23 protein-coding genes are annotated in these 25043 nt (G+C 68.4%); 7 read left to right on the top strand and 16 right to left on the bottom strand.

Features of this window, described 5'->3' with window-relative positions:
• Window positions 1-22: 22 nt before the first annotated feature.
• The 4 genes from AB4Y91_RS06890 to AB4Y91_RS06875 all read right to left on the bottom strand — a co-directional run bounded on the left by AB4Y91_RS06890 (window position 23) and on the right by AB4Y91_RS06875 (window position 2950).
• Entirely contained in the window at window positions 23-277 is a 255-nt protein-coding gene (locus AB4Y91_RS06890) for a DUF6167 family protein (RefSeq protein ID WP_441417704.1), read from the bottom strand.
• A gap of 29 nt (window positions 278-306) precedes the next feature.
• Complete coding sequence (locus AB4Y91_RS06885) at window positions 307-681, bottom strand: DUF948 domain-containing protein (protein WP_175321020.1); 375 nt, start codon at window positions 679-681, stop codon at window positions 307-309.
• A 147-nt stretch (window positions 682-828) separates the two neighbouring features.
• Window positions 829-1455: a 30S ribosomal protein S4 gene (gene rpsD, locus AB4Y91_RS06880; RefSeq protein WP_091251848.1), complete on the bottom strand. Its 627-nt coding sequence runs from the start codon at window positions 1453-1455 to the stop codon at window positions 829-831.
• 181 nt (window positions 1456-1636) lie between these two features.
• On the bottom strand, window positions 1637-2950 hold the full coding sequence (locus AB4Y91_RS06875) for a replication-associated recombination protein A (protein ID WP_441417879.1): 1314 nt from the start codon (window positions 2948-2950) through the stop codon (window positions 1637-1639).
• Window positions 2951-3162: 212 nt separating this feature from the next.
• On the opposite strand from AB4Y91_RS06875, the gene AB4Y91_RS06870 reads away from it, so the two are divergent.
• On the top strand, window positions 3163-3810 hold the full coding sequence (locus AB4Y91_RS06870) for an acVLRF1 family peptidyl-tRNA hydrolase (protein ID WP_441417703.1): 648 nt from the start codon (window positions 3163-3165) through the stop codon (window positions 3808-3810).
• A 106-nt stretch (window positions 3811-3916) separates the two neighbouring features.
• On the opposite strand, the gene AB4Y91_RS06865 is transcribed toward AB4Y91_RS06870, so the two are convergent.
• Both AB4Y91_RS06865 and aspS read right to left on the bottom strand, forming a co-directional pair.
• Window positions 3917-4705: a GNAT family N-acetyltransferase gene (locus tag AB4Y91_RS06865; RefSeq protein WP_441417702.1), complete on the bottom strand. Its 789-nt coding sequence runs from the start codon at window positions 4703-4705 to the stop codon at window positions 3917-3919.
• 91 nt (window positions 4706-4796) lie between these two features.
• On the bottom strand, window positions 4797-6578 hold the full coding sequence (gene aspS / locus AB4Y91_RS06860; protein WP_441417701.1) for an aspartate--tRNA ligase: 1782 nt from the start codon (window positions 6576-6578) through the stop codon (window positions 4797-4799).
• Between the two features lie 96 nt (window positions 6579-6674).
• On the opposite strand from aspS, the gene AB4Y91_RS06855 reads away from it, so the two are divergent.
• On the top strand, window positions 6675-7985 hold the full coding sequence (locus AB4Y91_RS06855) for an APC family permease (protein ID WP_441417700.1): 1311 nt from the start codon (window positions 6675-6677) through the stop codon (window positions 7983-7985).
• Between the two features lie 23 nt (window positions 7986-8008).
• Here the strand turns inward: AB4Y91_RS06855 and hisS are convergent, their stop codons facing one another.
• Window positions 8009-9373, bottom strand: coding sequence for a histidine--tRNA ligase (gene hisS / locus AB4Y91_RS06850; RefSeq protein WP_441417699.1), 1365 nt, complete (start codon window positions 9371-9373; stop codon window positions 8009-8011).
• Window positions 9374-9609: 236 nt separating this feature from the next.
• Between hisS and AB4Y91_RS06845 the strand changes: the two genes are divergently transcribed.
• The 3 genes from AB4Y91_RS06845 to AB4Y91_RS06835 all read left to right on the top strand — a co-directional run bounded on the left by AB4Y91_RS06845 (window position 9610) and on the right by AB4Y91_RS06835 (window position 12905).
• A complete protein-coding gene (locus tag AB4Y91_RS06845) occupies window positions 9610-10416 on the top strand; it encodes a peptidylprolyl isomerase (RefSeq protein ID WP_441417698.1) in 807 nt (268 codons plus the stop codon).
• Between the two features lie 61 nt (window positions 10417-10477).
• The gene (locus tag AB4Y91_RS06840; RefSeq protein ID WP_441417697.1) at window positions 10478-12130 is read left to right on the top strand and encodes a DUF349 domain-containing protein; all 1653 of its coding nucleotides are present in this window, start codon (window positions 10478-10480) and stop codon (window positions 12128-12130) included.
• Window positions 12131-12221: 91 nt separating this feature from the next.
• A complete protein-coding gene (locus AB4Y91_RS06835) occupies window positions 12222-12905 on the top strand; it encodes a hypothetical protein (protein ID WP_441417696.1) in 684 nt (227 codons plus the stop codon).
• 13 nt (window positions 12906-12918) lie between these two features.
• On the opposite strand, the gene AB4Y91_RS06830 is transcribed toward AB4Y91_RS06835, so the two are convergent.
• The 9 genes from AB4Y91_RS06830 to pdxT all read right to left on the bottom strand — a co-directional run bounded on the left by AB4Y91_RS06830 (window position 12919) and on the right by pdxT (window position 22850).
• Window positions 12919-15312 carry a RelA/SpoT family protein gene (locus tag AB4Y91_RS06830; RefSeq protein WP_441417695.1) on the bottom strand — a complete coding sequence of 798 codons (2394 nt, stop codon included), beginning with the start codon at window positions 15310-15312 and terminating at the stop codon, window positions 12919-12921.
• A gap of 143 nt (window positions 15313-15455) precedes the next feature.
• On the bottom strand, window positions 15456-16463 hold the full coding sequence (gene secF, locus AB4Y91_RS06825; protein ID WP_441417694.1) for a protein translocase subunit SecF: 1008 nt from the start codon (window positions 16461-16463) through the stop codon (window positions 15456-15458).
• A complete protein-coding gene (gene secD, locus AB4Y91_RS06820) occupies window positions 16464-18224 on the bottom strand; it encodes a protein translocase subunit SecD (RefSeq protein ID WP_441417693.1) in 1761 nt (586 codons plus the stop codon).
• A 106-nt stretch (window positions 18225-18330) separates the two neighbouring features.
• The gene (gene yajC / locus AB4Y91_RS06815) at window positions 18331-18759 is read right to left on the bottom strand and encodes a preprotein translocase subunit YajC (RefSeq protein WP_441417692.1); all 429 of its coding nucleotides are present in this window, start codon (window positions 18757-18759) and stop codon (window positions 18331-18333) included.
• Window positions 18760-18972: 213 nt separating this feature from the next.
• Window positions 18973-20094 carry a Holliday junction branch migration DNA helicase RuvB gene (gene ruvB / locus AB4Y91_RS06810; RefSeq protein ID WP_441417691.1) on the bottom strand — a complete coding sequence of 374 codons (1122 nt, stop codon included), beginning with the start codon at window positions 20092-20094 and terminating at the stop codon, window positions 18973-18975.
• A complete protein-coding gene (gene ruvA, locus AB4Y91_RS06805) occupies window positions 20087-20731 on the bottom strand; it encodes a Holliday junction branch migration protein RuvA (protein ID WP_441417690.1) in 645 nt (214 codons plus the stop codon). Before ruvA ends, ruvB begins: the two co-directional genes overlap by 8 nt.
• An 83-nt stretch (window positions 20732-20814) precedes the next feature.
• Window positions 20815-21393, bottom strand: coding sequence for a crossover junction endodeoxyribonuclease RuvC (gene ruvC / locus AB4Y91_RS06800; RefSeq protein ID WP_441417689.1), 579 nt, complete (start codon window positions 21391-21393; stop codon window positions 20815-20817).
• Entirely contained in the window at window positions 21390-22145 is a 756-nt protein-coding gene (locus AB4Y91_RS06795; protein WP_441417688.1) for a YebC/PmpR family DNA-binding transcriptional regulator, read from the bottom strand. Before AB4Y91_RS06795 ends, ruvC begins: the two co-directional genes overlap by 4 nt.
• A gap of 3 nt (window positions 22146-22148) precedes the next feature.
• The gene (pdxT, locus tag AB4Y91_RS06790) at window positions 22149-22850 is read right to left on the bottom strand and encodes a pyridoxal 5'-phosphate synthase glutaminase subunit PdxT (RefSeq protein ID WP_441417687.1); all 702 of its coding nucleotides are present in this window, start codon (window positions 22848-22850) and stop codon (window positions 22149-22151) included.
• 92 nt (window positions 22851-22942) lie between these two features.
• Between pdxT and AB4Y91_RS06785 the strand changes: the two genes are divergently transcribed.
• Both AB4Y91_RS06785 and AB4Y91_RS06780 read left to right on the top strand, forming a co-directional pair.
• The gene (locus tag AB4Y91_RS06785) at window positions 22943-24247 is read left to right on the top strand and encodes a MurT ligase domain-containing protein (protein ID WP_441417686.1); all 1305 of its coding nucleotides are present in this window, start codon (window positions 22943-22945) and stop codon (window positions 24245-24247) included.
• A complete protein-coding gene (locus AB4Y91_RS06780) occupies window positions 24244-25041 on the top strand; it encodes a type 1 glutamine amidotransferase (RefSeq protein ID WP_441417685.1) in 798 nt (265 codons plus the stop codon). Before AB4Y91_RS06785 ends, AB4Y91_RS06780 begins: the two co-directional genes overlap by 4 nt.
• Window positions 25042-25043 lie beyond the last annotated feature (2 nt).

Raw genomic sequence — 25043 nt, 5'->3', positions numbered from 1 at the left:
GTTGTTTCCCATTCTCCCCCGGCTAGCGCCGGAGCGCATCCCGGCCGGTGACGGCGCCGTCTGCGCTGGCGTCCACCCCGAGGGCGGTGCGGAGTTCGGTTTCCCGCTCGAGCATCCCGACGCGGACGGCGTCGGCGAAGTCGTACACGCCGTCGGCGAGCCGGCCGACGGCACGGTTCAGGCCTTCGGGGCCAAGGGTCGACTGCGCCTCGGTGAGCTTGCGGAAAGCGATGACACCGATCGCGACGCCGATGCCCATCCAGATGATTCTGTTCATGTCAGATCCTGTCAGCGTGATCGGTTTGGTCAGCGGCTACGGCGGCCGGTGGCGGGCTTCTTGCGGGCTGAGAAGGCGGACCGCACACCGTAGCTGAAGGCGGCAACCTTGATCAGCGGCGAGCCGACGGTCGCGGCGACCAGCGAGGACAGCGCCGAGATGTTGGCGGAGGCGTCTGAGACGTTGGAGGCGATCCCGTCGACCTTCTTCAGCTGCTGGTTGGTGGTGGAGACGGTGGCGGTGACCTCATCCATGAGCGGGGTGGCGCCGTCGCTGATCGAGCGGATGGTGCTGCGGACCTCGTCGAACACACCACCGAGCTTGAGGATCGGTACGGCGAGCAGCAGGACCAGCAGTGCAAACACTCCGGCCGCGATCAGGCCGGCAATATCGCCACCAGACATAGACGTTCATCTCCTTGAAACTACGTGGATTCCTGCGTGGTCCTCCACTGGCCGGGCATGGCAAGCGGAGAACTCCCCCAAGTACCTTACATACAAAGAAGCCCGCGGCGCTTGCCACGGGCTTCTTTGTAAGGTGTCGCGTTGGATCTAGCGTGCGTAGAATTCCACGACGAGCTGCTCTTCGCAGGTCACGGGGATCTCGGAGCGCTTCGGGCGACGGACCAGGCGTGCCTGCAGGGCGTCAAGCTTGACGTCCAGGTAGGCCGGAACCATCGGCAGCACGTCGCGGTGCGCGCCGGCTGCTGCCACCTGGAACGGAGGCATGGTCTCGCTGCGGCTGTGGACGTGGACCAGCTGGCCCTCACCGACGCGGAAAGACGGGCGGTCAACGCGGATGCCGTCAACCAGGATGTGGCGGTGCACAACCAGCTGGCGGGCCTGGGCGATGGTGCGGGCGAAGCCGGCACGCAGCACGAGGGCGTCGAGACGCATTTCGAGCAGTTCGATCAGGTTTTCACCGGTCAGGCCCTTGGTGCGGCGTGCTTCTTCGAAGGCACGGGTCATCTGGGCTTCGCGGATGCCGTACTGGGCGCGCAGGCGCTGCTTTTCGCGCAGACGTACGGCGTAGTCGGAGTCCTGCTTCTTGCGGGCACGGCCATGCTCACCGGGGCCGTACGGGCGGCGCTCCATGTACTTGGCGGCCTTGGGGGTCAGAGCGATGCCGAGTGCACGCGAGAGGCGTGCGGTACGGCGAGCACGAGTGTTGTTAGCCACTTGTGTCCTTCCAATATCTGCGGTGTGTCAGTGTTACTGGCCTCCACGATGGAGAGCATCGGCCAACCGCTGCCTTTTGCTACTGGGCACAGGGCGAACCCATCAAATCAGCAGGAACTGCCGAGAACTGGTGGATTGTGCGTCCGTGCCTTGCCAGACAACGATCAATCCTACCAGAGGTTCACTTGCCCCGGATGATCTTCCGCAGCCGTTCCAGCCGGGTGGAGATGTCGCGTTCGGCGCCGTTGCCGGTGGGTTCGTAGTAGTTCCGGCCAACGAGGTCGTCCGGCGGGTACTGCTGGGTGGCCACCGCATGCGGCGCGTCGTGCGCGTACTTGTAGCCCTTGCCGTGCCCCAGCTGCTTGGATCCGGGATAGTGGGCGTCGCGCAGGTGCGCAGGGATGCCGTTGCCGAGGCCGGCACGGACGTCGGCGATCGCCTGGTTGATGCCCATGTACGCGGCGTTGGATTTCGGTGCGGTGGCAAGGTGGACCACGGCCTCGGCCAGGATGATGCGCCCCTCGGGCATGCCGATCAGCTGCACCGCCTGGGCCGCCGCCACCGCGGTCTGCAGCGCGGTGGGGTCGGCCATGCCGACGTCCTCGGCCGCGGAGATGACGATCCGGCGGGCCACGAAGCGGGGATCCTCCCCTGCCTCAAGCATCCGGGCCAGGTAGTGCAGCGCTGCGTCGACGTCGGATCCGCGGATGGACTTGATGAACGCGCTGGCGACGTCGTAGTGCTGGTCGCCGGCGCGGTCGTAGCGCACCGATGCGACGTCGAGGGCACGTTCGGTGTGCTTGAGCTCGATCCTGACGGGTGCATCTCCGCCCGCCCCGGCGATCCCGTCAGTGTCGTCCGCGTCCCCGAAGGCGACGCCGGCGGCGGCCTCCAGCGCCGTGAGCGCCCGGCGCGCGTCCCCGCCGGAGAGCCGGACCAGGTGGGCGAGTGCTTCCTCGTCCAGTTCCACCTTGCCGTTCAGGCCCCGCGCGTCCGTGGCGGCCCGGCGCAGGAGTCCTTCGACGTCGGCGTCGGTCAGCGGTTTAAGCGTCAGCAGCAGCGAGCGGGACAGCAGCGGCGACACCACGGAGAACGAGGGATTTTCCGTGGTGGCCGCGACCAGGACCACCCAGCGGTTTTCGACGCCGGGCAGCAGCGCATCCTGCTGGGCCTTGTTGAAGCGGTGGATCTCGTCGAGGAAGAGCACGGTGGTGGTCTTGTACAGGTCCCGCGCGGTGAGGGCCTCATCCATGACCCGGCGGACGTCCTTCACGCCGGCGGTGATGGCGGAGAGCTCGACGAACTTCCGGCCCGGGCCCTTGGCAATGACGTGTGCCAGCGTGGTCTTGCCGGTGCCGGGCGGGCCCCAGAGGATCAGCGAGCTCGGTCCGGCCGGTCCGGTGGCGTCGCTGCCGGCCGCCAGCTGGCGCAGCGGCGATCCCTGGCCCAGGAGGTGTTGCTGGCCCACAACGTCGTCGAGGCTGCGCGGCCGCATCCGGACGGCCAGCGGGCTGCGCGGAGTGGAGCGGGCTGTTGTGCCGCTCGGGGAGCTGGCACCTCCGGACTCTTCGGCGTCGACGTCGTTGGTCGCCGACGCGTTGTCCTGCCCTGAGCCAAAGAGATCATCCACATAGATAGGCTACTTCTAGTTCCTGCCCGCCCCGACACGGCGGCCGCCCCTGCACCCTCACAACGGAGATCCGCGCCATGGCCAGCCCCGACACCCGTGTGGCGTTCGTCTCCGGCGGAAGGCTGCCCGGCTGGGTGGAGCGGTTCCGCGCCAGCCACGGGGAGTTGCGGGAGGAGCACGACGATGCCGGCCTGCGGCTGCTCGCGGCCGACGGCGCCACCGCCCTGCTGCTCCCGCCCTGGCCCGACGGCGGACGGCCCGGCCGCGGGAACGATCCCGTGGCCCGGCTGGCGTCGCTGGCCTCTCAGCCTCGCCGGCTCGGCCTGGTGCTGGTGCGCCGCGGCGGCTACTCGGTGGCGGTGGTGTCCGAGGGCCGGGTGCTCGCCGCCAAAACCGGGACCCGGCATGTGCAGTCCCGCACCGCGGCGGGCGGCTGGTCCCAGCAGCGTTTCGCCCGGCGCCGCGCCAACCAGGCCGACGCCCTGGTGGAGGCCGTGGCCGAGCATGCCGCCCGGATTTTCGCGGACCACAGCGTCGAATACCTCGCCCCGGGCGGGGACCGCACCCTGGCCGAGCAGGTACTCGCCGAACCCGTGCTCAAGCGTTACGCGGCGCTGGTCCGGCTGCCGTTCCTGGACGTCCCGGACCCGCGGGCGGCCGTGCTGAAGAAGGCCGCGGCCGACGTGTGTGCGGTGCGGATCATGGTCACAGACCCGCCGGCGTAGGGCGCAGGATCTCCCTACCCGGCCGTTTCGACGGTTCCGTGCCCGTTCGACGCTGCGAAACACCTTGGTCGCAGGGAACCGTCGAAACGGCCCGAGGGATCCGCGGTCAGCAGCCGGTCAGGTGTCGCTTGGGGCGCTCCTGCCGGTACAGATACCGGCCGGACTCCTCGAAGCCGGCGCGGGCGTAGAGTTCCTGGGCTCCGGTGTTGGCCGCCGTGACGAGCAGCCAGTAGCCGGCCAGGTCCCGGCGCGTTCCCTCACCCAGCAAGGCGTGCAGCACCCTGGCGGCGTAACCCCGCCGGCGCGCGTCGGGACGGGTCGCCATGCAGTAGAGACCACCCCACCGGGCGCTGCCAGGTTCCGCGAGGGGCAGGGCAAGGCGTCCGACGGCGGCGGGGGCGCCGTCGGCGTCCCGCACGAGGGCGTAGAGCGAGGGACAACCGGTCAGGATGCCGCGGGCCACGTCCAGGGCCGGCTCGTCGCCGCGGCCGTCGACGCTCCACCACAGCTGCAGCCACTCGTCGGAGGGTTCCGTGGAGAGCTCGACGCCGCGGGCCGAACCCGGAGCCGGCCTACCTCCGGCCCGGACCAGGACGAGGGTTTCCGACTGGCGGGTGAAACCTTCGGTATCGAGGAGGGCGTTGAGCGGCGCGGAGCGCGGGTCGTCGAAGACCTGGAAGATCAGCGGCTGGCGGCGGTCCCGGTACCAGAGCCGGGCGTCCCGGAGCGCGGCGAGCTGCGCGTTCGGGTCAGCTCCCGGCTGGCGGGGCCACACCGAGTTGGCCCGCTGCGTCACGCCCGAGGCAGCCCGAAGCTCCCAGCCGCCGCAGTCCTCGCGGTCGGCGGCTGGCCACGCGGCGTCCATCAGGGCCTCAAGGCCGGGCACTGCTTCCATGTTCGTGACCTCCGCAAAAGAAATGACCACCGGTTTGAACGGCAAAGGCCCCCCGGTTGCCCGGGGAGCCTTTGCTGCTGATCGGGTCAGGCTACTTTGAGCCCTCGTCCTTCTTGGCTTCCGGCTTGAAGTCGACGCCGGCCTCCTTGCGCTGCTGCGCCGTGATGGGCGCGGGCGCCTGGGTCAGCGGGTCGTAGCCGCCGCCGGACTTCGGGAAGGCAATGACGTCGCGGATGGAGTCCACGCCGGCGAGCAGCGAGACCACGCGGTCCCAGCCGAACGCGATGCCGCCGTGCGGGGGCGCGCCGAACTTGAAGCCCTCGAGCAGGAAGCCGAACTTCTCCTGGGCGTCCTCGTGCGAGAGGCCCATGACCTTGAAGACCCGCTCCTGGATGTCGCCCTGGTGGATACGGATGGAGCCGCCGCCGATTTCGTTGCCGTTGCAGACAATGTCGTAGGCGTAGGCCAGCGCGGTTTCCGGGTCCGTGTCGAAGCTGTCCATGAATTCCGGTTTGGGCGAGGTGAATGCGTGGTGCACGGCCGTCCACTTGCCGCCGCCGACGGCGACGTCGCCGGACGCGACGGCCGCTGCCGCCGGTTCGAACATCGGCGCGTCGACCACCCAGCAGAACGCCCAGTCGCTCGGGTTGATCAGGCCGGTGCGGTGGCCGATCTCGACCCGGGCGGCGCCGAGCAGCGCACGGGACGGGGTCTTCTCACCGGCGGCGAAGAAGATGCAGTCCCCGGGCTTGGCGCCGACGGCGTCGGCGAGGCCGGCGCGTTCGGTCTCGGTCAGGTTCTTGGCCACCGGACCGGCAAGCTCGCCGTCTTCCTTGAAGAGCACGTAGGCGAGGCCCTTGGCGCCGCGCTGCTTGGCCCATTCCTGCCAGGCATCCAGGGCCCGGCGGGCCTGCGAGGCGCCGCCCGGCATCACGACGGCACCAACGTAGGGCGCCTTGAAGACGCCGAAGTTCGTGTCCTTGAAGAACTCGGTGAGCTCGGTCAGCTCCAGGCCGAAGCGCAGGTCCGGCTTGTCCGAGCCGTAGCGGGCCATCGCATCGTTGTAGGTGATGCGCTGGATAGGGGTGGGGATCTCGACGTCGATCAGCTTCCACAGCGCCTTCACGATGCTCTCGCCGAGGCCGATGATGTCATCCTGCTCCACGAAGCTGGCTTCGATGTCGAGCTGGGTGAACTCAGGCTGGCGGTCGGCGCGGAAGTCCTCGTCGCGGTAGCAGCGGGCGATCTGGTAGTACTTCTCGAAGCCGCCGACCTGCAAGAGCTGCTTGAAGAGCTGCGGCGACTGCGGCAGCGCATACCAGGAACCCGGTGCGAGGCGGGCGGGGACGACGAAGTCGCGGGCGCCTTCCGGCGTCGAGCGGGTCAGCGTGGGCGTCTCGATCTCGACGTAGCCGTCCTGGTGCAGCAGTTCGCGGGCCACCCGGTTGGCTTCGGAGCGCAGGCGAAGGTTGCGGGCCGGGCCCGGGCGGCGCAGGTCCAGGTAGCGGTGCTTGAGGCGGGCTTCCTCGCCCACCTCAACGTGCTCGTCGATCTGGAACGGCAGCGGGTCAGAGGTGTTGAGGATGGTGACCTTCTCGGCCATGACCTCGATCTCGCCGGTGGCCAGCGCCGGGTTCTCGTTGCCCTCGGGACGCTTGGCGACGGTGCCGATTACCTGCAGCACGAACTCGTTGCGGAGGCCGTGGAAGACCTCTTCTTCGCGGACGACCACCTGGGCGACGCCCGAAGCGTCGCGCAGGTCCACGAATGCGACACCACCGTGGTCACGACGCCGGCCGACCCAGCCGGCGAGGGTTACGGTTTGTCCAATGTGCTCGGAGCGAAGGGATCCGAGGTCGTGTGTGCGCAGCACAGCTCGCCTTTCAGAAGGAAAACAGGGTGGTGTTAAATGGGACCGCTACGGGAACGATCCCGTTCGAGTTTACCCGTTGGAAAGGCCCCACCCGCCATGGCTAGCCATCCGCCCGTGCCGGGGCAGCTAAAGCGCCGACTCGGCGTCGTCGATTCCACCGCGATCGGTCTCGGCTCAATGCTGGGCGCCGGCGTGTTCGTGGTGTTCTCCCCCGCCGCAGCCCTCGCCGGGCCGCTGCTCACCGTCGCAGTGGCCCTGGCCGGCCTGGTGGCCTACTGCAACGCGGTGGCGTCGGCACAGCTGGCCGCCAGATATCCGTCCAGCGGCGGCACCTACGTGTACGGCCGCCGGCAGCTGGGCGAATGGCCCGGCTTCATCGCCGGGTGGGGTTTCGTGACCGGCAAGACGGCTTCCTGCGCGGCCATGGCTCTAACGTTCGGGCATTACTTGGCGCCCGGCTTCGCTACGCCGGTGGCGGTTGCCGCCGTCGTCGTGCTGACCGGCGTAAACCTGCTGGGCATCACCCGTACGGCGCTGCTGACCAAGATCCTGCTCGCCGTCGTGCTGGCCACGCTCGCGTTCGTTTCCGTGGCCTCGGTTATCGGCCCGCACCCTGAAGGCGCCGGCGCGGCACTGGGCGGACCGTTCGGGGCAATATCACTCCAGGCGCTACAGCCCGGTGCCACCGGCGGGGCGTGGGGCGTGTTGCCTGCGGCGGGGCTGATGTTCTTCGCCTTCGCCGGGTACGCACGGATCGCCACCCTGGGCGAAGAGGTCAAGGATCCAGCCACCACCATCCCGCGGGCCATCCTCGCCGCCCTCGCCGCGGCCTTCCTGATCTACCTCGGACTCGCGGCCCTGCTGCAGTGGCACCTGCCGGCGGACCAACTGGCCGGCTCATCCGCCCCGCTGCTCGACGCCGTGACCAACTCGTCGCTGCGCGCCGGCGCCCCCTTCGTACAGGCCGGGGCCGCCGCCGCGTGCCTCGGCGCCCTGCTGGCGCTGATCACCGGCGTGGGCCGGACCACCATGGCGATGGCGCGGGAAAGGGACCTGCCCGCCCCGCTGGCCCGGGTCGGCGGGGCGCACACTGTTCCGGTCGTGGCCGAGCTGACCGTCGCCGCGGCCGTGATCGTGCTGTTGCTGACCACGAACGTGCTGACGGTGGTGGGCTTCTCCAGTTTCGGTGTGCTGATCTACTACGCCGTGACGAATGCCGCCGCGTTCACCCTCACGGGCCCCCGCCGCCTCGCCCCGCGCTGGCTCAATGCCCTCGGATTCGCCGGCTGCCTGGTCCTGGCCGTGACACTGCCGCCCGCCTCGGTGCTGGGCATGGCGGCGGTGCTGGCTGTGGGCGTCGCCGGACGGTTCCTGGTGCTGGCGCACCGAAGGCGCAGCGGACGCTGAAACGGTGCGCGCCGCGGAAGGGCTTAGGCCCTGGTCACGCGGACGTGCAGGTCCTCCTCGGCCGGCGCCCAGCCGGCCGGATCGGCGTCGCCCTGCTCGCCGGTGCGGATGTCCTTGACCTGGTGCTTGCCGTCGTCGTCGGTGAACCAGACGAACGGGATGCCGCGGCGGTCCGCGAACTTGATTTGCTTGCCGAACTTCTCTGCCTTTGCCGCGACCTCCGTGGCGATCCCGCGGGCGCGCAGCTGCGCCGCGACGTCCTGCGCCGCGCCCCAGCTCTCGTCGTTGGTCAGCGCCACCAGAACGGCGGTGGGCACGGCCCGGGACGCCTTGGCCAGCTCCTGGCTGAGCATGCGCGACACCAGCCGGGTCACGCCGATCGACAGTCCGACGCCGGGGAACTTCCGGTTGCCCTTGCTCGCCAGCGCGTCGTACCGGCCGCCGGAGCAGATCGAACCCAGCTGCTCGTGGCCCACCAGGACGGTTTCCACCACGGTGCCGGTGTAGTAGTCCAGGCCACGGGCGATGCTGAGGTCCGCGACCACCTTGCCCGGCGCGCGCTGGACGGCGGCGGCTATGACCTGCTCCAGCTCGTTGAGGCCTTCCTCGAGCAGCTCGTTGCTCACGCCGAGCGCCCGGACCTGCTGCACGAACGAGGTGTCCCCGGTTCGGATTCCGGCCAGCTTGAGCGCTGCCTGCGCCTGCTCCTCGGTGGCGCCGAGCTCGGTCTGGAGCAGCTCAGCGACCTTGGCCGCGCCGATCTTCTCGAGCTTGTCGATGCTGCGCAGGACCCCTGCCGTGTCGGTCAGGCCGATGCCGTTGTAGAAGCCCTCGGCCAGTTTGCGGTTGTTGACCCGGAGCAGGAAGTCCGGGATCGGCAGGGCACCCAGCGCCTCAGCAATCACGAGCGCGATTTCGACGTCGTAGCGGAACGGCAGCTCGCCGTCGCCGACGATGTCGATGTCCGCCTGGGTGAACTCGCGGGCGCGGCCCTCCTGCGGACGCTCACCGCGCCAGACTTTCTGGATCTGGTAGCGCCGGAACGGGAACGCCAGGTAACCGGCGTTCTCCACCACGTAGCGCGCGAACGGCACGGTGAGGTCGTAGTGCAGGGCCAGGGCGTGCGGATCGGCCTTGTGGGACGCGGCTGGGTCGCTCGTAGCGCCGCCGGCCCCCTCGTCGTCCTGCAGCCGGCTGAGGCCGTAGACCTCTTTGTCGATTTCGCCCTTGCGGAGCAGCTGTCCCACCGTCTCCACGGCGCGCGTCTCAATGGAGGAGAAGCCGTGCAGCTCAAAGGTCCGCCGCAGGGTGTCCAGCACATGCAGTTCCACCAGCCGCTCCTCGGGAAGCCACTCGGGGAATCCGGACAGGGAGGCGGTGCGTGCCATGGTGGAATTTTCTCCTCAGATAACGACGGCGGCTGCAACGGCCGCGGCGTCGCGCGCTGACCGGCCAGTCGTGCATAAACTGTGTGCGGCAGTCAGTTTATGCTTTCGGCGCGCGCATCTCTAATGCGCGGCTCCGAAACGGTTGCCGCCGGCGGTACTGCCGGAAGCTTGCGTGTTGCACCCGGATCGGCGCCGACGGCGCGGCCCGGGGTGCGGCCCTACAACCAGGAGGACTTTTGGCGGCCAGTTCACGGAGCGCCCGCGAAGCCAAGCGGCGCGTCCAGCAGATGGAGGCGAAGCGCGAGCTGCGCCGGGAGCAGGACAAACGCCGGAAACGCGACAATGTCCTCGCGACCGCCGGCGGCGCCGCCGCCCTCGTCCTCGCCGTCGTGCTGCAGCTGACGGTGTTTTCCAGCAATCCCAGCGAGGACGAGTTCAAGGCCGCGGAAGCCGGGCTGCAGAGCCCGTCGGCCTCCGCCACCCCGTCCCCCGCCGCGAGCAACGGCGCGAACATTCCAAAGCCGGAGACCGCGTCCGGCAAGACCTTCACCGGCACCCTGGCCCTCAACCGCGGCAGCCTGGGGGTCACGTTGGACGGCAGCAAGGCTCCGCAGGCGGCCGCCGTGTTCAAGTCCCTCGCGGACAAAAACTTCTACAAGGGCCTCAGCTGCCACCGGCTTACCACCGCCGCGTCCTTCGGCGTGCTGCAGTGCGGTTCCAAGTCCGGTGACGGCAGCGGCGACCCCGCGTACACCTGGGGTCCGCTGGAAAACACCCCTGCCGACAACAAGTACCCGGCCGGCACCATCGCCGTGGCACGGACCGGCGGCAACGCGTACGGCAATGGAACCCAGTTCTTCATCGTTTACAAGGACACCGTGATCCCCGCCGACGCCGCCGGCGGTTACACGGTGGTCGGCAAGGTCACGTCCGGGCTGGACGTGGTCAAGAAGATTGCGGCGGCCGGCGTCAAACCCGGCGCCAGCGCCACGGACGGCGCACCTGTGGAACCAGTCACGATAGACTCGTTCTCTCTGAAGTAACCAGCCGGGGCCCTCGCGGCCGCGGTGCCGGTATTTCCCTCCAAGCGAAAGACTTCTAGCGGTGACAGACAGTCAGAAATCCGACGAAACAGTGGCAGCAGCTGCCAACGAGACCGAAGCCGAGGTTACGGTGACCGAGACGGCCAACGAGCCCGGCGGCGCCAACCCGGCCACGCCGGAAGTACAGGAGGCGGGAGCCCCGGAGCCCGCGGCAACGGAGGCCGACCCCGCATCCGCAGAGGCGGACGTGCAGCCCGAGGCCGAGGAAGCAGTCCAGCCCGAGGCCAAGGAAGCAGTCCAGCCCGAGGCCGCCGCCGCCGCCGCAGAATCCGCACCGGAATCCCGCCCGGCCCCGGCTCCCGCGCCCCGTCCGGCCCCGTCACCCGCCGCCTTTGCCGCACGCCCGAAAGCAACGCCATCGCTGGCCGCGCCCGCCGCCACCCCCTCCTCCAGTGCCACATCGCTTGCCGAGGCAGCACGCTGGGGCCGCGTCGAGGGCGACGGCCACGTGTTCCTGACCATCGATGGCGAGGAACACCCGGTCGGCCAGTACCCCGGCGTCAGCGATGATGAGGCCCTCGGCTACTTCGCCCGCAAGTACGACGACGTCGTGGCCCAGATCGTCCTGCTCGAGCAGCGGGTTGCCTCCAAGGCTCCCGCGACTGACATGCAGAAGACGGTCACGCACCTGCGCGAGCTGCTGGCCGAGCGCAACATGGTGGGCGACCTCCGAGCCGCGGAGGGTCGCCTGGACACGCTGTCGGGCCAGATCACCGAACTCGAAAAGACCGAGAAGGCGGAGCACGACGCCGTCCGCGCCGCCGAGCTGGCAGCCCGCGAAGCGATCGTGGCCGAGGCCGAGGAGATCGCCGGGCACGATCCCGCGCAGATCCAGTGGAAGACCTCCAGCGCCCGGATGAACGAGCTCTTCGAGAGCTGGAAGACCGCCCAGAAGAGCGGCGTCCGGCTTGGCCGCAGCAACGAGGACGCGCTGTGGAAGCGGTTCCGCGCCGCCCGCACCGTCTTCGACCGCCACCGCCGCGCGTACTTCTCGCAGCTGGACAGCAACAACTCCGCGGCCAAGGCGGCCAAGGAGAAGCTGATCACCGAGGCCGAAGCGCTGTCCTCCTCGACCGACTGGGGCTTCGCTGCCGGCGAATACCGCCGCCTGATGGATCAGTGGAAGGCCTCGCCGCGCGCCAGCCGCAAGGACGACGACGCCCTGTGGGCACGTTTCCGCGCCGCGCAGGACGTCTTCTTCACCAATCGCCAGGCCGCCAACGAGGAGATCGACCAGGAGTACGGGGCGAACCTCAAGGTGAAGGAAGCCCTGCTGGTGGAGGCCAACGAACTGCTCCCGATCAAGGACCTCGCCGCGGCCAAGAAGGCGCTGCAGTCCATCCGTGACCGCTGGGAGGAAGCCGGCAAGGTTCCCCGCGCGGACATGGGCCGGATCGAAGCCGGCCTGCGGAAGGTGGAGGACGCCGTCCGCCACGCCGAGGACGAGAACTGGAAGCGGTCGAACCCGGAAACGAAGGCCCGCACCAACAGCGCCCTCTCCCAGCTGGAGTCTGCCATCGCGGGGCTGAAGGACGATCTGGCCAAGGCCGAGAAAGCCGGCGACGAGCGCAAGATCAAGGCAGCCCAGGAAGCCCTGGAGGCCCGCCAAGCCTGGCTTGAGCAGCTCGAGCGGTCAGCCAGCGAACTCTCCTAGGAACAGCTAGCAGCGACAGGCCCCTCCCGGTTATCCACATGACCGGGACGGGGCCTGTTTCGCGTCCGGGGCCACGCGGCACGATGGCTGAATGACCCTGCGCCCCGGCTACCCCGCCGCCAGTTCCCCGGGTGCCGGCCCCGCGGCTGGCGGCCAGCCGGCGTCCGCTCCGGGCCAGCCCGGCGGTGCACCGTCGGTGCTCTACTCCCCCGGGACGCTGTTCTCATGGGCGGAGCTGCAGGCCATGGCGTCCGACGGCGTGCTGACGCAACTCTCCCAGCGCGGCTACCTCCCGCCCGGCGCCGCGTCCACCCCGCAGCTGCGCGCCCGGGCGGCGGCCTGCACCATTCCGCCGCCAATCCGGCAGCGCGTGGTCGCGGGACGGATGACGGCGGCGTGGATCTACGGCTGCGCCGGGGAACCGGACCGGACGGCCCTGCTCGTGGACGCCAACCGGCGCGTTTCAAGCCTCCGGGCCACCCGCGGCTGCACCTTCCATGAGGTGCGGCTGGGGCCGTTCGACGTCGTCAGCCTCGGCGGGCTCATGGTCTCCAGTCCGCTGCGGACGGCAGTGGACATCGCCCTGCATGTGGACGCAGAGCGGGCAGTGCCCGCCCTCGGAGCCTTCCTGGCCGCGCCGGAGCTGAACGTGCGGCTGCGGTTGCTCATCCGCGCGGTGGAGGCCACGCCCCGGCTGCCGTACCGGAGGTCGGCCCTGGCGAAACTCGCGGCCTTGCTGCCGGAGCAGGACCGCGGCACTGTCCCGGATTGTTAGCCGGTCCGGGATGCTAGCTGCGGCGGCGGTTGCCCGTGGTGCGATAGACGTCGAAGACACCGTCGATGCGCCGGACGGCACTGAGCACGTGGCTCAGGTACTTTGGATCGCCCATCTCGAACGCGAACTTGGAGATCGCCACCCGGTCGGTGGAGGTGTGCACGCTAGCGGCCAGGATGTTGACGTGGTTCTCCGAGAGGATCCGGGTGACGTCGGAGAGCAGGGACTTGCGGTCCAGGGCCTCCACCTGGATTTCCACCAGGAAGACGCTGGACTGGGTCGGCGCCCACTCCACCTCGACGATCCGGTCCGGCTGGTCCATCAGGCCGGACACGTTGGTGCAGTCGGTCCGGTGCACGGAGACGCCGGAACCGCGTGTGACGAAGCCCAGGATCGGGTCCGGCGGCACCGGGGTGCAGCAGCGTGCCAGTTTCACCCAGACGTCATCGACGCCGCGGACCACGACGCCGGAGTCCGAGTACCGCGTCTTGGTGACCTGCGTGGGGATCGAGATCTCGGTGAGGTCGTCCTCGGGAGTTTCGTTCCCTCCGAGGCTCTCGACGAGCCGCTCCATCACGGACTGGGCCGAGGTGTGGCCGTCGCCCACGCCCGCGTAGAGCCCGGAGATGTCCGCGTACTTGAAGTCCTCGGCAATCGCGGCGAGGGCGTCGTGGGTCATCAGGCGCTGCAGCGGAAGGTTCTGCTTGCGCATTGCCTTGGTGAGCAGTTCCTTGCCGCGGTCGATCGCCTCTTCGCGGCGTTCCTTGCTGAACCACTGCCGGATCTTGTTCCGCGCACGGGCACTCTTGACGAAGTGCTGCCAGTCCTGGCTGGGGCCGGCGCCTTCGGCCTTGGAGGTGAAGATCTCCACCCAGTCGCCGTGGTTGAGTTCGCTGTTGAGCGGCACGAGTTTGCCGTTGACGCGCGCGCCGATGGTCCGGTGCCCGACTTCGGTGTGGACCGCGTACGCAAAGTCCACCGGCGTCGAACCGGCCGGGAGGGCCATGACCTCGCCCTTGGGCGTGAACACGAACACTTCGCGGGCGTTGATCTCGAAGCGCAGCGAATCGAGGAACTCGCCGGGGTCGGAGGTTTCCTGCTGCCAGTCCACGAGCGACCGCAGCCAGCCCATGTCCCCGTCGCGCGGGCTCCCCGGACCGGCCGCCGTGCGGTTGGGCTGGTCCTTGTACTTCCAGTGCGCGGCGACGCCGTATTCGGCGCGGCGGTGCATCTCGTGGGTCCTGATCTGGATTTCCACCGGCTTGCCGCCCGGGCCGATCACCGTGGTGTGCAGCGACTGGTACATGTTGAACTTCGGCATCGCGATGTAGTCCTTGAACCGGCCCGGGAGCGGGTTCCAGCGCGAGTGCATGGCACCGAGGGCTGCATAACAGTCGCGCACCGAGTCGACGAGAACCCGGACACCCATCAGGTCGTTGATGTCGTCGAAGTCCTTATCGCGGACGATCATCTTCTGGTAGATCGAGTAATAGTGCTTGGGCCGGCCGGTAATCGTGGCCTTGATCTTGGCCGCGCGCAGATCCTCGGTGATCTGGTTGCGGATGACGGCGAGGTTCTTCTCCCGCTCTGGGGTGCGGTCCCCCACCATGCGCACGATTTCCTCGTAGACCTTCGGGTACAGCGCAGCGAAGGAGAGGTCCTCGAGTTCCCACTTGATCGTGTTCATGCCGAGCCGGTGGGCCAGCGGCGCAAAGATCTCCAGGGTTTCGCGGGCTTTGCGGGCCGAGGACTCGGCCGAGACAAAACGCCAGGTGCGGGCGTTGTGCAGCCGGTCCGCAAGCTTGATCATGAGCACGCGGATGTCCTTGGCCATGGCCACGACCATCTTGCGCACGGTCTCGGACTGGGCGGCCTCGCCGAAGCTGACCTTGTCCAGCTTGGTCACGCCGTCGACCAGCATGGCCACCTCCGGACCGAACTCACCCTTGAGATCATCCAGGGTGTACGAGGTGTCCTCGACGGTGTCGTGCAGCAGCGCGGCGGCCAGCGTCGTCCCGCTCAATCCCAGCTCGGCCAGGATCGTCGCCACGGCCACCGGGTGTGTGATGTACGGGTCGCCGCTCTTGCGCTTTTGTCCGCGGTGGCATCGTTCCGCCACGACGAAGGCGCGCTGGATCAGTTCGAAGTCGTCCTTGGGGTTGTTGGCGCGCACGGTGCGCAGCAACGGCTCCAGAATCGGCGAGTACGAGGGCGTTCCGCGGCCGGTCAGGCGCGCCAGCCGGGAGCGGGTGCGTTCGCGGCGTCCGGGGAAGGTGGGCCGGGTTCCGGAGTTGTCGACGGGCACGGCCGTGTCCGGGCGTCCGGCAGCGACCACGCCAGTCTGGGGCCCCTGGCCGGTAGCCTTATCCGCCGGGGCTGCAGGCACCGGCGTCGAACGTTCTTCCAATGAAGCACCTCTCACAACCCGTTAATTATTCAAGTCTATTCCCGCAGCAGGACACTTCGATAACCGGGACCAACGGCCACGGGCCGGAGAACGTCGCGGGGACGTTCTCCGGCCCGTCGGGCGGTCTTCTGCGGGCCTGCCGGCTAGGCCGTGGCCGGTGCCGCCTTGGCGGCATTCTCGGTGCGGCGCTGCTGCACGCGCTTGGCCTGCTTGATCAGGTCCGGCTCCCCCTGGCGCAGCCAGGCGTACAGCGGGGCGGCGACGAAGATGGTCGCCGCGGTGCCGATCAGGATGCCGACGAACAGCGCCAGCGAGAGATCCCGAAGGGTGCCCGCGCCCAGCAGTCCGGCCCCGATGAAGAGGATCGCGCCGACCGGGAGGATGGCGACCATCATGGTGTTGATGGAACGCACCAGCGTCTGGTTGACGGCGAGGTTCACTTCTTCGGCGAACGTGCGCCTGGTGGATGCCTGCAGGTCCGAGGTGTTTTCACGGATCTTGTCGAACACCACCACGGTGTCGTAGAGCGAGTAGCTGAGCACCGTGAGGAAGCCGATGATGGCCGAGGGGGTGACCTCGAAGTCGCTCAGCGAATACACCCCGGCCGTGACGAACATCGTTATCGCCATGCCGGCGAGGGCGGACAGGGACATTTTCCAGGTCCGGAAGTACAGCGCCATCAGGACTGCGGCAAGTCCCACGAAGATGGCGAGGCCGAGCAGCGCCTGCTTGGTCACGTCAGCGCCCCAGGTGGGCCCCACGAACGTCGAAGTGACCTCGTTGTCGGTCACGCCATAGGCCTTGGTGAGGCCTTCCTTGACCTTGATCACCTCGTCGTCGCTGAGCTTGTCCGTCTGGATGCGCATGGTGTTGCCGGCGACGTTGGCGACGCGCGGCAGGCTCCCGGAGACGACTTCCTGGACGGCCTTCTCGCCGAGGGCGGCGTCGCGGTCCTTGACGTTGGAGACCGTGAACTCCGAGCCGCCGCGGAATTCGATGCCCAGGTTGAAGCCGCCCTTGGCGATCGGCAGCAGGATGGAAAGCGCGACGGCGGCCGCGGCGATCAGGAACCATATCTTCTTGGAACCGACAAAGTCGTACGAGCGCTTGCCCGTGTAAAGCTCGTTACCGAAAGTGGCGAAGCTGGCCATTTACTTGCCCTCCTTGGACGCGCTCTTGGAGGAACCAGCAAGCTGTTCCTGCTTTTCCGCGAGGCGTCGTTCTGCAATGGTCATCCGGCGTTCGGCCTCGGCCGCGGCACCGGTGTTCTTGGCGCGCGGGGCCGCAACCGGCCGGTCCTCCGGCGTGCGGATGCGTCCGGCTCCCCGGTACAGGGGCACGGCGCCGAGCCGCTTCGGGTCAAGGCCCGAGAACTTGTGGCCTTCGCCGAAGAACTTGGTGCGGGCCAGGACCTGCAGGGTCGGATGGGTGAACATGAAGACCACGATCAGGTCGGCGATTGCGGTCAGGCCCAGGGTGAAGGCGAAGCCGCGGACGTTGCCCACCGCCACGAAGTAGAGCACGAGGGCTGCCAGCAGGTTGACGGCCTTGGACGCCAGCACGGTCCGTTTGGCCCGCTTCCAGCCGTTTTCCACGGCCGAGACCAGGCCGCGGCCTTCGCGCAGCTCATCACGGATGCGTTCGAAGTAGACGATGAACGAGTCCGCCGTCTGGCCGATTGCCACGATGATGCCGGCCACACCGGCGAGCGAGAGGCGGTAGTTCTCGGTCCAGCCGAGGATTGCGATGGCCAGGTAGGTCAGCGCACCGGCGACGACGAGCGAGGCGACGGTGACAAAGCCGAGCGCCCGGTACTGGAACAGCGAGTAGACCACGACCAGCAGCAGGCCGATCAAACCGGCCAGCATGCCCATCCGCAGCTGCTCACCGCCGAGGGTGGCGGAGATCTGCTGGTCGCTCTGGATCTCGAAGCTGATCGGCAGGGCGCCGAAGCGCAGCTGGTCGGAGAGGGCCTTGGCTGACTGCTCGGTGAAACCGCCGGTGATCTGCGGGCGGCCATCGGTAATGACGGCCTGGGCCCGCGGGGCGGAAATGACCTGGTCGTCCAGGACGATGGCAAACTGCGCCTTCGGGTCCGAACCGGTCTCGCCGCCGGCAGCGACGTAGAACTTGTTCAGCCGCTCGGTGACCGTCTTGAACTTGGCGGTGCCCTCGTCGTTGAACTGGATGTCGACGGCCCACTGGTTGGTCACCGCGCCCTGCGCGCCGCGCTGCAGCTGGAAGGAAGAGGTCGTGATGTCCGAGCCCTTTACCTCAACCGGCCCGAGGATGTACTTGATTGCGGGCCTGCCGTCGGAGGCGGGTTCGCAGGTAACCAGCGGCTTGGCCGGATCGGAGCGTTCCTGCTTGTCCTGGGACGGGTTGTCGCAGTCGAGCGCCTCAAACTTCTTGTAGACGTCCGCGGTGACCCAGTTCTCGTCGCTGCTGTTCTTGGGCGCGGCGGTCGGCTTGGGCAGCTTGTTCGCGGGGGTCCGGGACGCGACCGGGACGGCTGCGCCGGCGCCGGCCTGGATGACCGGGCGGAAGTTCATGTCGGCCGACGCCTGGATCAGCGCACGGGTCTCCTTCGACGGAGTGCCCGGAAGGCTGACGACGACGTTGCGGCCGGACTGCGTGCTGATTTCAGCTTCCGCGACGCCGGAGCCGTCCACACGCTGGCGGATGATCGCCACGGCCTGGTTGAGCTGTTCTTCGTTGATGTCCGAACCGCCCTCCACCTTGGGCGCCAGGATCATCTGGGTGCCGCCTTCAAGGTCCAGTGCCAGCTTGGGAGCCCAGCTCGCCTGCCCGGCCATGGTGCCGCCCGCCAGGACGGCAGTCAAGACGGCGAGAATTACGCCAAGCCAGACCAGCACCCTGAGGGCTGAGTTTTTGGGGCCAGTTCGTGCCATTGTCGATCTTTCTATTGTTTACGGAGGAACCGCCGGTGCGGCCTGTCAGGCCTGCACCGGCGGATGCCCGCGCACCGTAGCTTCGCGGGATAGCTCAGGAGGCAGACTAGCTGTCTTTCTTGCCTTCGTCGTTCAGGCGGCGCAGGGTTTCGTCCGGCGTTTCGTGGCGGGGCGCCTCACCGGCGGTGGCGGCGCTGTCGACGCCGTCGATGGTGGCATCGGTCTTCCCGAGGGTCAGCGAGGAGGCATCGTCAGGAACAACCGTCGGTTCCTCGGCGGCAACAACCGGCTCCACGATCTTGGTGACGGCCTGGCGGTGCACGGTGGCGGTGTTGCCCGGGGAGAGCTCCAAAACAACCTTGTTCTCGGCTTCGTCGATCTCAACGATGCGGCCGAACAGCCCGAAGCTGGTCATGACGTCAACGCCGGTGCCGAACTTCGACTGGAGCTCTGCCTGCTGCTGCTGCGTCTTCTTGTTGCGGCGGAACATCATGAAGACGAACACGCCGAGCATGACGAACAGGAGAATAGTCATTGGATCCAAGGGGAAAGTTCCGTTCTGTACTTGCAAGCTGGTTTCACAGCAACGTCCGTTCCGTTCCGGGGCCGCCTGGTGTGGGCCCTGGCAGTAGACCTGGCAGAAAATCATGCCCGGCCGGCAGCGGCTAGCGGTAGCCGCACACGGAAACAATGGCCCGAACGTGCCGAGCGTCATACCAGTCTAAAGGGAAAAGGTCACTAGCGAGTGCTATTGACTATTACGGATCCATTCCGGATCGACTTCGCCCTCGGCATCCACGCCGAAGCCGGCCGGTCCACTATCGGGGGTGCCGGCCTGGAACAGGTCCAGCGGGTCCTGCCCGAAGGCGCCGGCGGGCACCGCAAAACCCAGGTGGGTCCACGCCGGGGCCAGGGCAATCCGACCGCGCGGTGTCCGGCCCAGCAGACCCTCCCGGACCAGATATGGTTCGGCGACGGTTTCCACCGTTTCGGTTTCCTCGCCGACGGCGATCGCCAGGGTGGACAGGCCCACCGGTCCGCCGCCGAATTTGGTGATCAGCGCCTCCAGGACGGCACGGTCCAGGCGGTCCAGGCCGCGTTTGTCCACTTCGTACATGTCGAGGGCAGCGGACGCCGTCCGGGCGTCGATTTGATCCACGCCGTGCACCAGGGCCCAGTCCCGGACGCGGCGGAGCAGGCGGTTGGCAATTCGGGGCGTGCCCCGGGACCGGCCGGCGATCTCGCTGAACCCGGCCGAATTCACCTTCAGGTCCAGCAGGCCGGCGGAGCGCCGCAGCACCAGTTCGAGCTCCTCGACGGAGTAGAACTCGAGGTGGCCGGTGAAACCGAACCGGTCCCGCAGCGGCCCCGGCAGCAGCCCGGCGCGGGTGGTGGCGCCGACCAGGGTGAAGGGCGGGAGCTCGAGCGGGATGGCGGTGGCCCCGGCGCCCTTGCCGACGACGATGTCGACGCGGAAGTCCTCCATGGCCATGTAGAGCATCTCCTCGGCCGGGCGGGACATCCGGTGGATCTCGTCGAGGAAGAGGACTTCGCCCTCGGACAGCGAGGAGAGGATGGCGGCCAGGTCTCCGGCGTGCTGGATGGCAGGACCGCTGCTGATCCGCAGCGGGGCGTTCATCTCGGCGGCGATGATCATGGACAGCGTGGTCTTGCCCAGGCCGGGCGGCCCGGACAGCAGCACGTGGTCGGCGCTGCGGCCGCGCATCCGGGAGGCCTCCAGGACGAGGGAGAGTTGTTTGCGGACCCGGTGCTGGCCCACGAAGTCGTGCAGGTTCTTGGGCCGGAGGGCGGCCTCGATCGCGCGCTCCTCGGGTTCCTCGCCCCCGGCGACGAGCGACGGCTCAGCCACGGGCGCCTACCCTGTTGCCGGCGCGGGCGCCGTCCTGGCCCAGCCAGCGCAGCGTGGCGCGGAGGATTTCCGCGACGTTGCCCTTCTCGGCGAGCTCCGGGGAATCGGCCAGCGACTTGTCGATGCTGGCGGTGGCGTCCTTCTCGGACCAGCCCAGGCTCGTCATCGCGGCAACCACCTGCGGCTTCCACACGGCTTCGGCGGACACGGCCGGAGCGGAGCCTCCGGGCGTGCCGTGCGGGACCAGCTTGCCGGCCAGTTCCAGCACGATCCGGCCGGCGACCTTGGGGCCGATTCCGGGAACCTTGGTGAAGGCCTTGCCGTCACCGGAATGCGCGGCGACCCGGATCGCCTCGGGCTCATGGACGGCCAGGACGGCCAGGGCCAGGCGCGGGCCGACGCCGCTGACGCTGAGCAGCACGTCGAATACCTCACGTTCGTCGTCGCTGGAGAAGCCGAAAAGGGTCAGCGAGTCTTCGCGCACGATCAGGGAAGTAAAGAGCCTGCCCTCGTCCCCGACGCGGAGCTTGCTGAGGGTCTGCGGCGTCGCGTTGACGCTCATGCCGGCGCCGTTGAGGTCGATCACTGCCGAGGACAGGCCAACGTGCGCTACGGTTCCGCGGAGAAAACTGATCAAGGCCTGGCTCCTGGGTCTACGGCTGGGTTGGCAGCCGGCTATCCGAACATATCTACGAATACCCTAGCAAGCGCCCCGGACATTCAGCGCGCGCGGCGCGCCTTGGCCTCCGCGTTGGCCCAGGCGCGCTGGGCCGGGGTAAGGGACTGGCTTCCCGGCCCTGTGGTGGCCACCGCGGCACCACTGCCGGCCCGCCACGCGTGTGTGATGGCCAGTGCCAGCGCATCGGCGGCATCGGCTGGCCGCGGCGGGGCATCCAGCCGCAGGATCTTGGTGACGAGCTTGGTGACAGCGTCCTTGTTGGACGTTCCACTGCCGGTCACAGCGGCCTTGACCTCCGAGGGCGTATGCAACGCCACCGGGATGCCGCGGCGCGCGGCGGCCGCGATCACGACGCCGGAGGCCTGGGCCACACCCATGACCGTGCTGACGTTGAGCTGGGAGAATACACGTTCCACGGCGAGGACCTGCGGCTCATACTTGTCCAGCCAGTCGTCGATCGAGGTGGCGATGACAAGCAGCCGCTGGTCCAGGCTCTCCTCCGGGGAGGTGCCGACGACGCCGAACGCCACCATCGTGGCGCGGCGGTTTTTCTCGACGTCCACGACGCCGATGCCGCAGCGGGTGAGGCCCGGATCGACGCCGAGGACGCGAAGGGTCACTCGGCTTCCAGTGCGGCCTGCACTTCGTCGCTGAGGTCTGCGTTGCTGTAGACGTTCTGCACGTCGTCGAGCTCTTCCAGGGCATCCACGAGCTTCATGAACTTCTTGGCGGCGTCGAGGTCCAGCGGCACCTGCATGGAGGGCACGAACTCGGCCTCATCGGTGTCGTAGTCGATTCCGGCTTCCTTGAGCGCATCGCGGATGGCCTGCAGGTCAGTCGGTTCGGAGTGGATCTCGAAGCTGTCGCCGTTGTCCTTGACTTCCTCGGCGCCGGCGTCGAGGACGGCCATCAGCACGTCGTCCTCGCTCAGGCCGTTCTTGGGCAGCGAGACGACGCCCTTGCGGGAGAACAGGTAGCTGACCGAACCGGGATCGGCGATCGTGCCGCCGTTGCGGGAGATGGCGAGCCGGACCTCGGAGGCTGCGCGGTTCTTGTTGTCCGTAAGGCACTCGATCAGCAGGGCCGAACCCTGCGGTCCGCGGCATTCGTACATGATTTCGGTGTAGTCCACGACCTCGCCGGTGAGGCCGGCGCCGCGCTTGATGGCGCGGTCGATGTTGTCAGCGGGGACCGAGGTCTTCTTGGCCTTGGTGACGGCGAGTTCCAGGCTCGGGTTGCCGGCGAGGTCGGGTCCGCCCATGCGCGCGGCAACTTCGATGTTCTTGATCAGCTTGGCGAACGACTTGGCCCGGCGGCTGTCCAGGATGGCCTTCTTGTGCTTGGTCGTCGCCCATTTGGAGTGGCCTGACATGCTTTACGCTTCTCCTCTGATCATTCGAATAAACAATTCGTGCACGCGCTTCTCCCCCGTGACTTCCGGGTGGAAGGAGGTGGCCAGCAGCTTGCCGGAACGCACTGCAACAATTCTAGCCGTCCCGTCGAGGGATTCCGGGTGGCCGGCCTTGGACGGTTCCACCTGGGCCAGGACCTCAACGCCCGCGCCGACGCGCTCCACCCAGGGTCCGCGGATGAACACGGCGTGCACCGGGGCCACGCCGGATTCATCGGCGCTGAACTCCAGCCCCTTGAACTCAAGGTCGGTCTCGAACGATTCCCGCTGCCGGCCGAAGGCGTTGCGGCGGACCGAGATGTCCAGGCCGCCGAAGGTCTGCTGGGGGTTGCCGGAAAGGTCCAGGGCCGGGTCTGCGATGTCCGCCGCCAGCAGGATCATGCCGGCGCAGGAACCATAGACCGGCAGGCCGGCCTGAATGCGTTCGCGCAGCGGATCCCGCAGTTCGAACATCCGGGCGAGCTTGTCGATGGTCGTCGATTCCCCGCCGGGAATGATGAGGCCGTCAAGGCCGTCCAGCTCGGCGGGGCGGCGGACGCCGATGCCCGTGGCGCCGGCTGCCTCCACGGCGTGCAGGTGTTCACGGAAGTCGCCCTGGAGCGCCAGGACGCCGATCCGGAGGCCTGATCCCGCGCCGGAACCAGGCAAAGAAAGGGGGGTGGTCATGGTGCCAGCATAATGCGCCGCGCTCCCCGGGGCCGCACCGGAGCGCGCCCCCGGACCGGGTTCCATGCCGCCGCTGGGATATATTACAAAGCATGCTCTACTTCAGCGTTCCGCTCGGCAAGCTCGTCCGCCGGGTCTCCCGGCTCCGGGGCGGAGGCTCAGCCCTCCCCGGCCTGGTGGTCGAAAAAATCGACCCCGGCTTCATGCAACGGACGCTCTCCACGCTGCCGCTGGGCGTCGCCGTCGTCAGCGGCACGAACGGCAAGACCACCACCACCAAGATGGTCGTGGAACTGCTGGAGAGCCAGGGCCTGAAGGTCTTCACCAACCGCACCGGCAGCAACTTCACCCGGGGCGTGGCCGCGGCGCTGCTCGGCGAGGTGGACTGGCGCGGCCGGCTCGACGCCGACGTCGCCGTCCTGGAACTCGACGAGGCCCACGCCGTGCACTTCGTCAACAAGGTCCCGCCGCGCTACTGCCTGCTGCTGAATGTCCTGCGCGACCAGCTGGACCGCTTCGGCGAGATCGACAAGACTGCCGAGCTGCTGCAGCACATCGCCGCCAAGACCTCAGGGACCGTCGTCCTGAACCGCGAGGACCCACGCGTGGCCCGCATCGCCGACACGCTCAACGGCCCGGCGGCCGGCGGTCCCGAGGTCCGCTACTTCGGCCTCGATGATTCGCTGCTCAGCACGTTCCCCAACGACGACGAAATGCGTGCCACGCCGGGCAGCCCGGTGCCTCCGGCCCCCGCCAAGCCGGGTGCCGACGTCGTCCTCCGCCGGGTGGGCGCGGACGACGCCGACTTCGAGTACGACGGCGCGACGGTCAGCACCGGGATGAAGCTCCGCGGCGTCTACAACATCTTCAACGCTGCGGCTGCCCTGACCCTGGCGCGGGCCATCACTGGCGCCCGCGGCACGGGCACCGACCACGCCGGCCTGCTGACGGCGCTTTCCAACGTTGCCCCTGCCTTCGGACGCGGCGAAAGCCTCGTCGTCGACGGACTGCCGCTGGAACTGGTCCTGGTCAAGAACCCCAGCGGCTTCCGCCTCGGCCTGAAGTCCTTCCCGGCCGCCGGCTACGCCACGATGATCGCCATCAATGACAACTACGCGGACGGCCGGGACATGTCCTGGCTGTGGGACGTCGAATTCGACACCCTGCGCGACGGCGGCGTGGACCAGCTCTCCGGCTCGCGCGCCTACGACATGGCGCTCCGGCTGCAATACGACGACGTGGCGATCGGCGCCGTCGACACGGACATCGCCGCCGCCCTTGCCGCCTTCATCCGCGGCTCCAAGGACAAGCCGAAGCGGATTTTCTGCACCTACACGGCCATGCTGGCCATCCGCCGCGAGCTGTCCAAAATCACCACAGTGGAGGTGGTCTCATGACCCCCGCGTCCCCCGAAACCCCGAACGGGCTCTCCTACGGGCACGAACTGCCCCCCGAGGACACCCCGGCCCCCAGCAAGGGCAGCATCCGCGTGCTGCAGCTCTATCCACGGGACATGAACATCTACGGCGACTGGGGCAACGCCCTGGTCCTGGCCCAACGCCTGCGCTGGCACGGGTACACCCCGGAACTGCTCGAGTACAACGTCGGGGACGAGTTCCCCGCCGGCGTCGACCTGATCGTGGGCGGCGGCGGCCAGGACAGCGGCCAGCTGGTGATCCAGGATGACCTGCTCTCCCGCGAGACCGTCCTGAAAGAACTCGCCGAGGCCGGCACGCCGATGCTGGTGATCTGCGGGCTGTACCAGCTGTTCGGGAAGTTCTTCAAGACCCGGACCGGCTCCGTCATCCCGGGCATCGGCATCCTGGACGTCGAGACGCACGGCACGGACGAACGGCTGATCGGCAACGTCTCGGTGGCCTCCCCCGAATTCGGCACCGTGCTGGGCTACGAAAACCACAGCGGCCAGACCACGCTGGGCCCGGGCGTCGCGCCGCTGGGAACCACGGCCAAGGGCACCGGCAACAACAGCAGCGACGGCCAGGAAGGCGCCCGCTACCGCAACATCGTCGCCAGCTACCTGCACGGCTCGCTGCTGCCCAAGAACCCCGCGCTGGCAGACTTCCTGATCAAAACCGCCGTCGAGCGCAAGTACGGCAGCTTCTCACCGGGCACCCCGGATGACTCGTACGCCGTCCTGGCCCGCGATCACGCGGCCCGCCGGCCCCGCTGACG

The organism is Arthrobacter sp. YAF16, assembly GCF_052113385.1.
In the GTDB taxonomy this organism is placed as follows: Bacteria; Actinomycetota; Actinomycetes; order Actinomycetales; family Micrococcaceae; genus Arthrobacter.
Note: the sequence above shows the minus strand (reverse complement) of the source record. Positions and strands in the feature narration are given on the sequence as shown.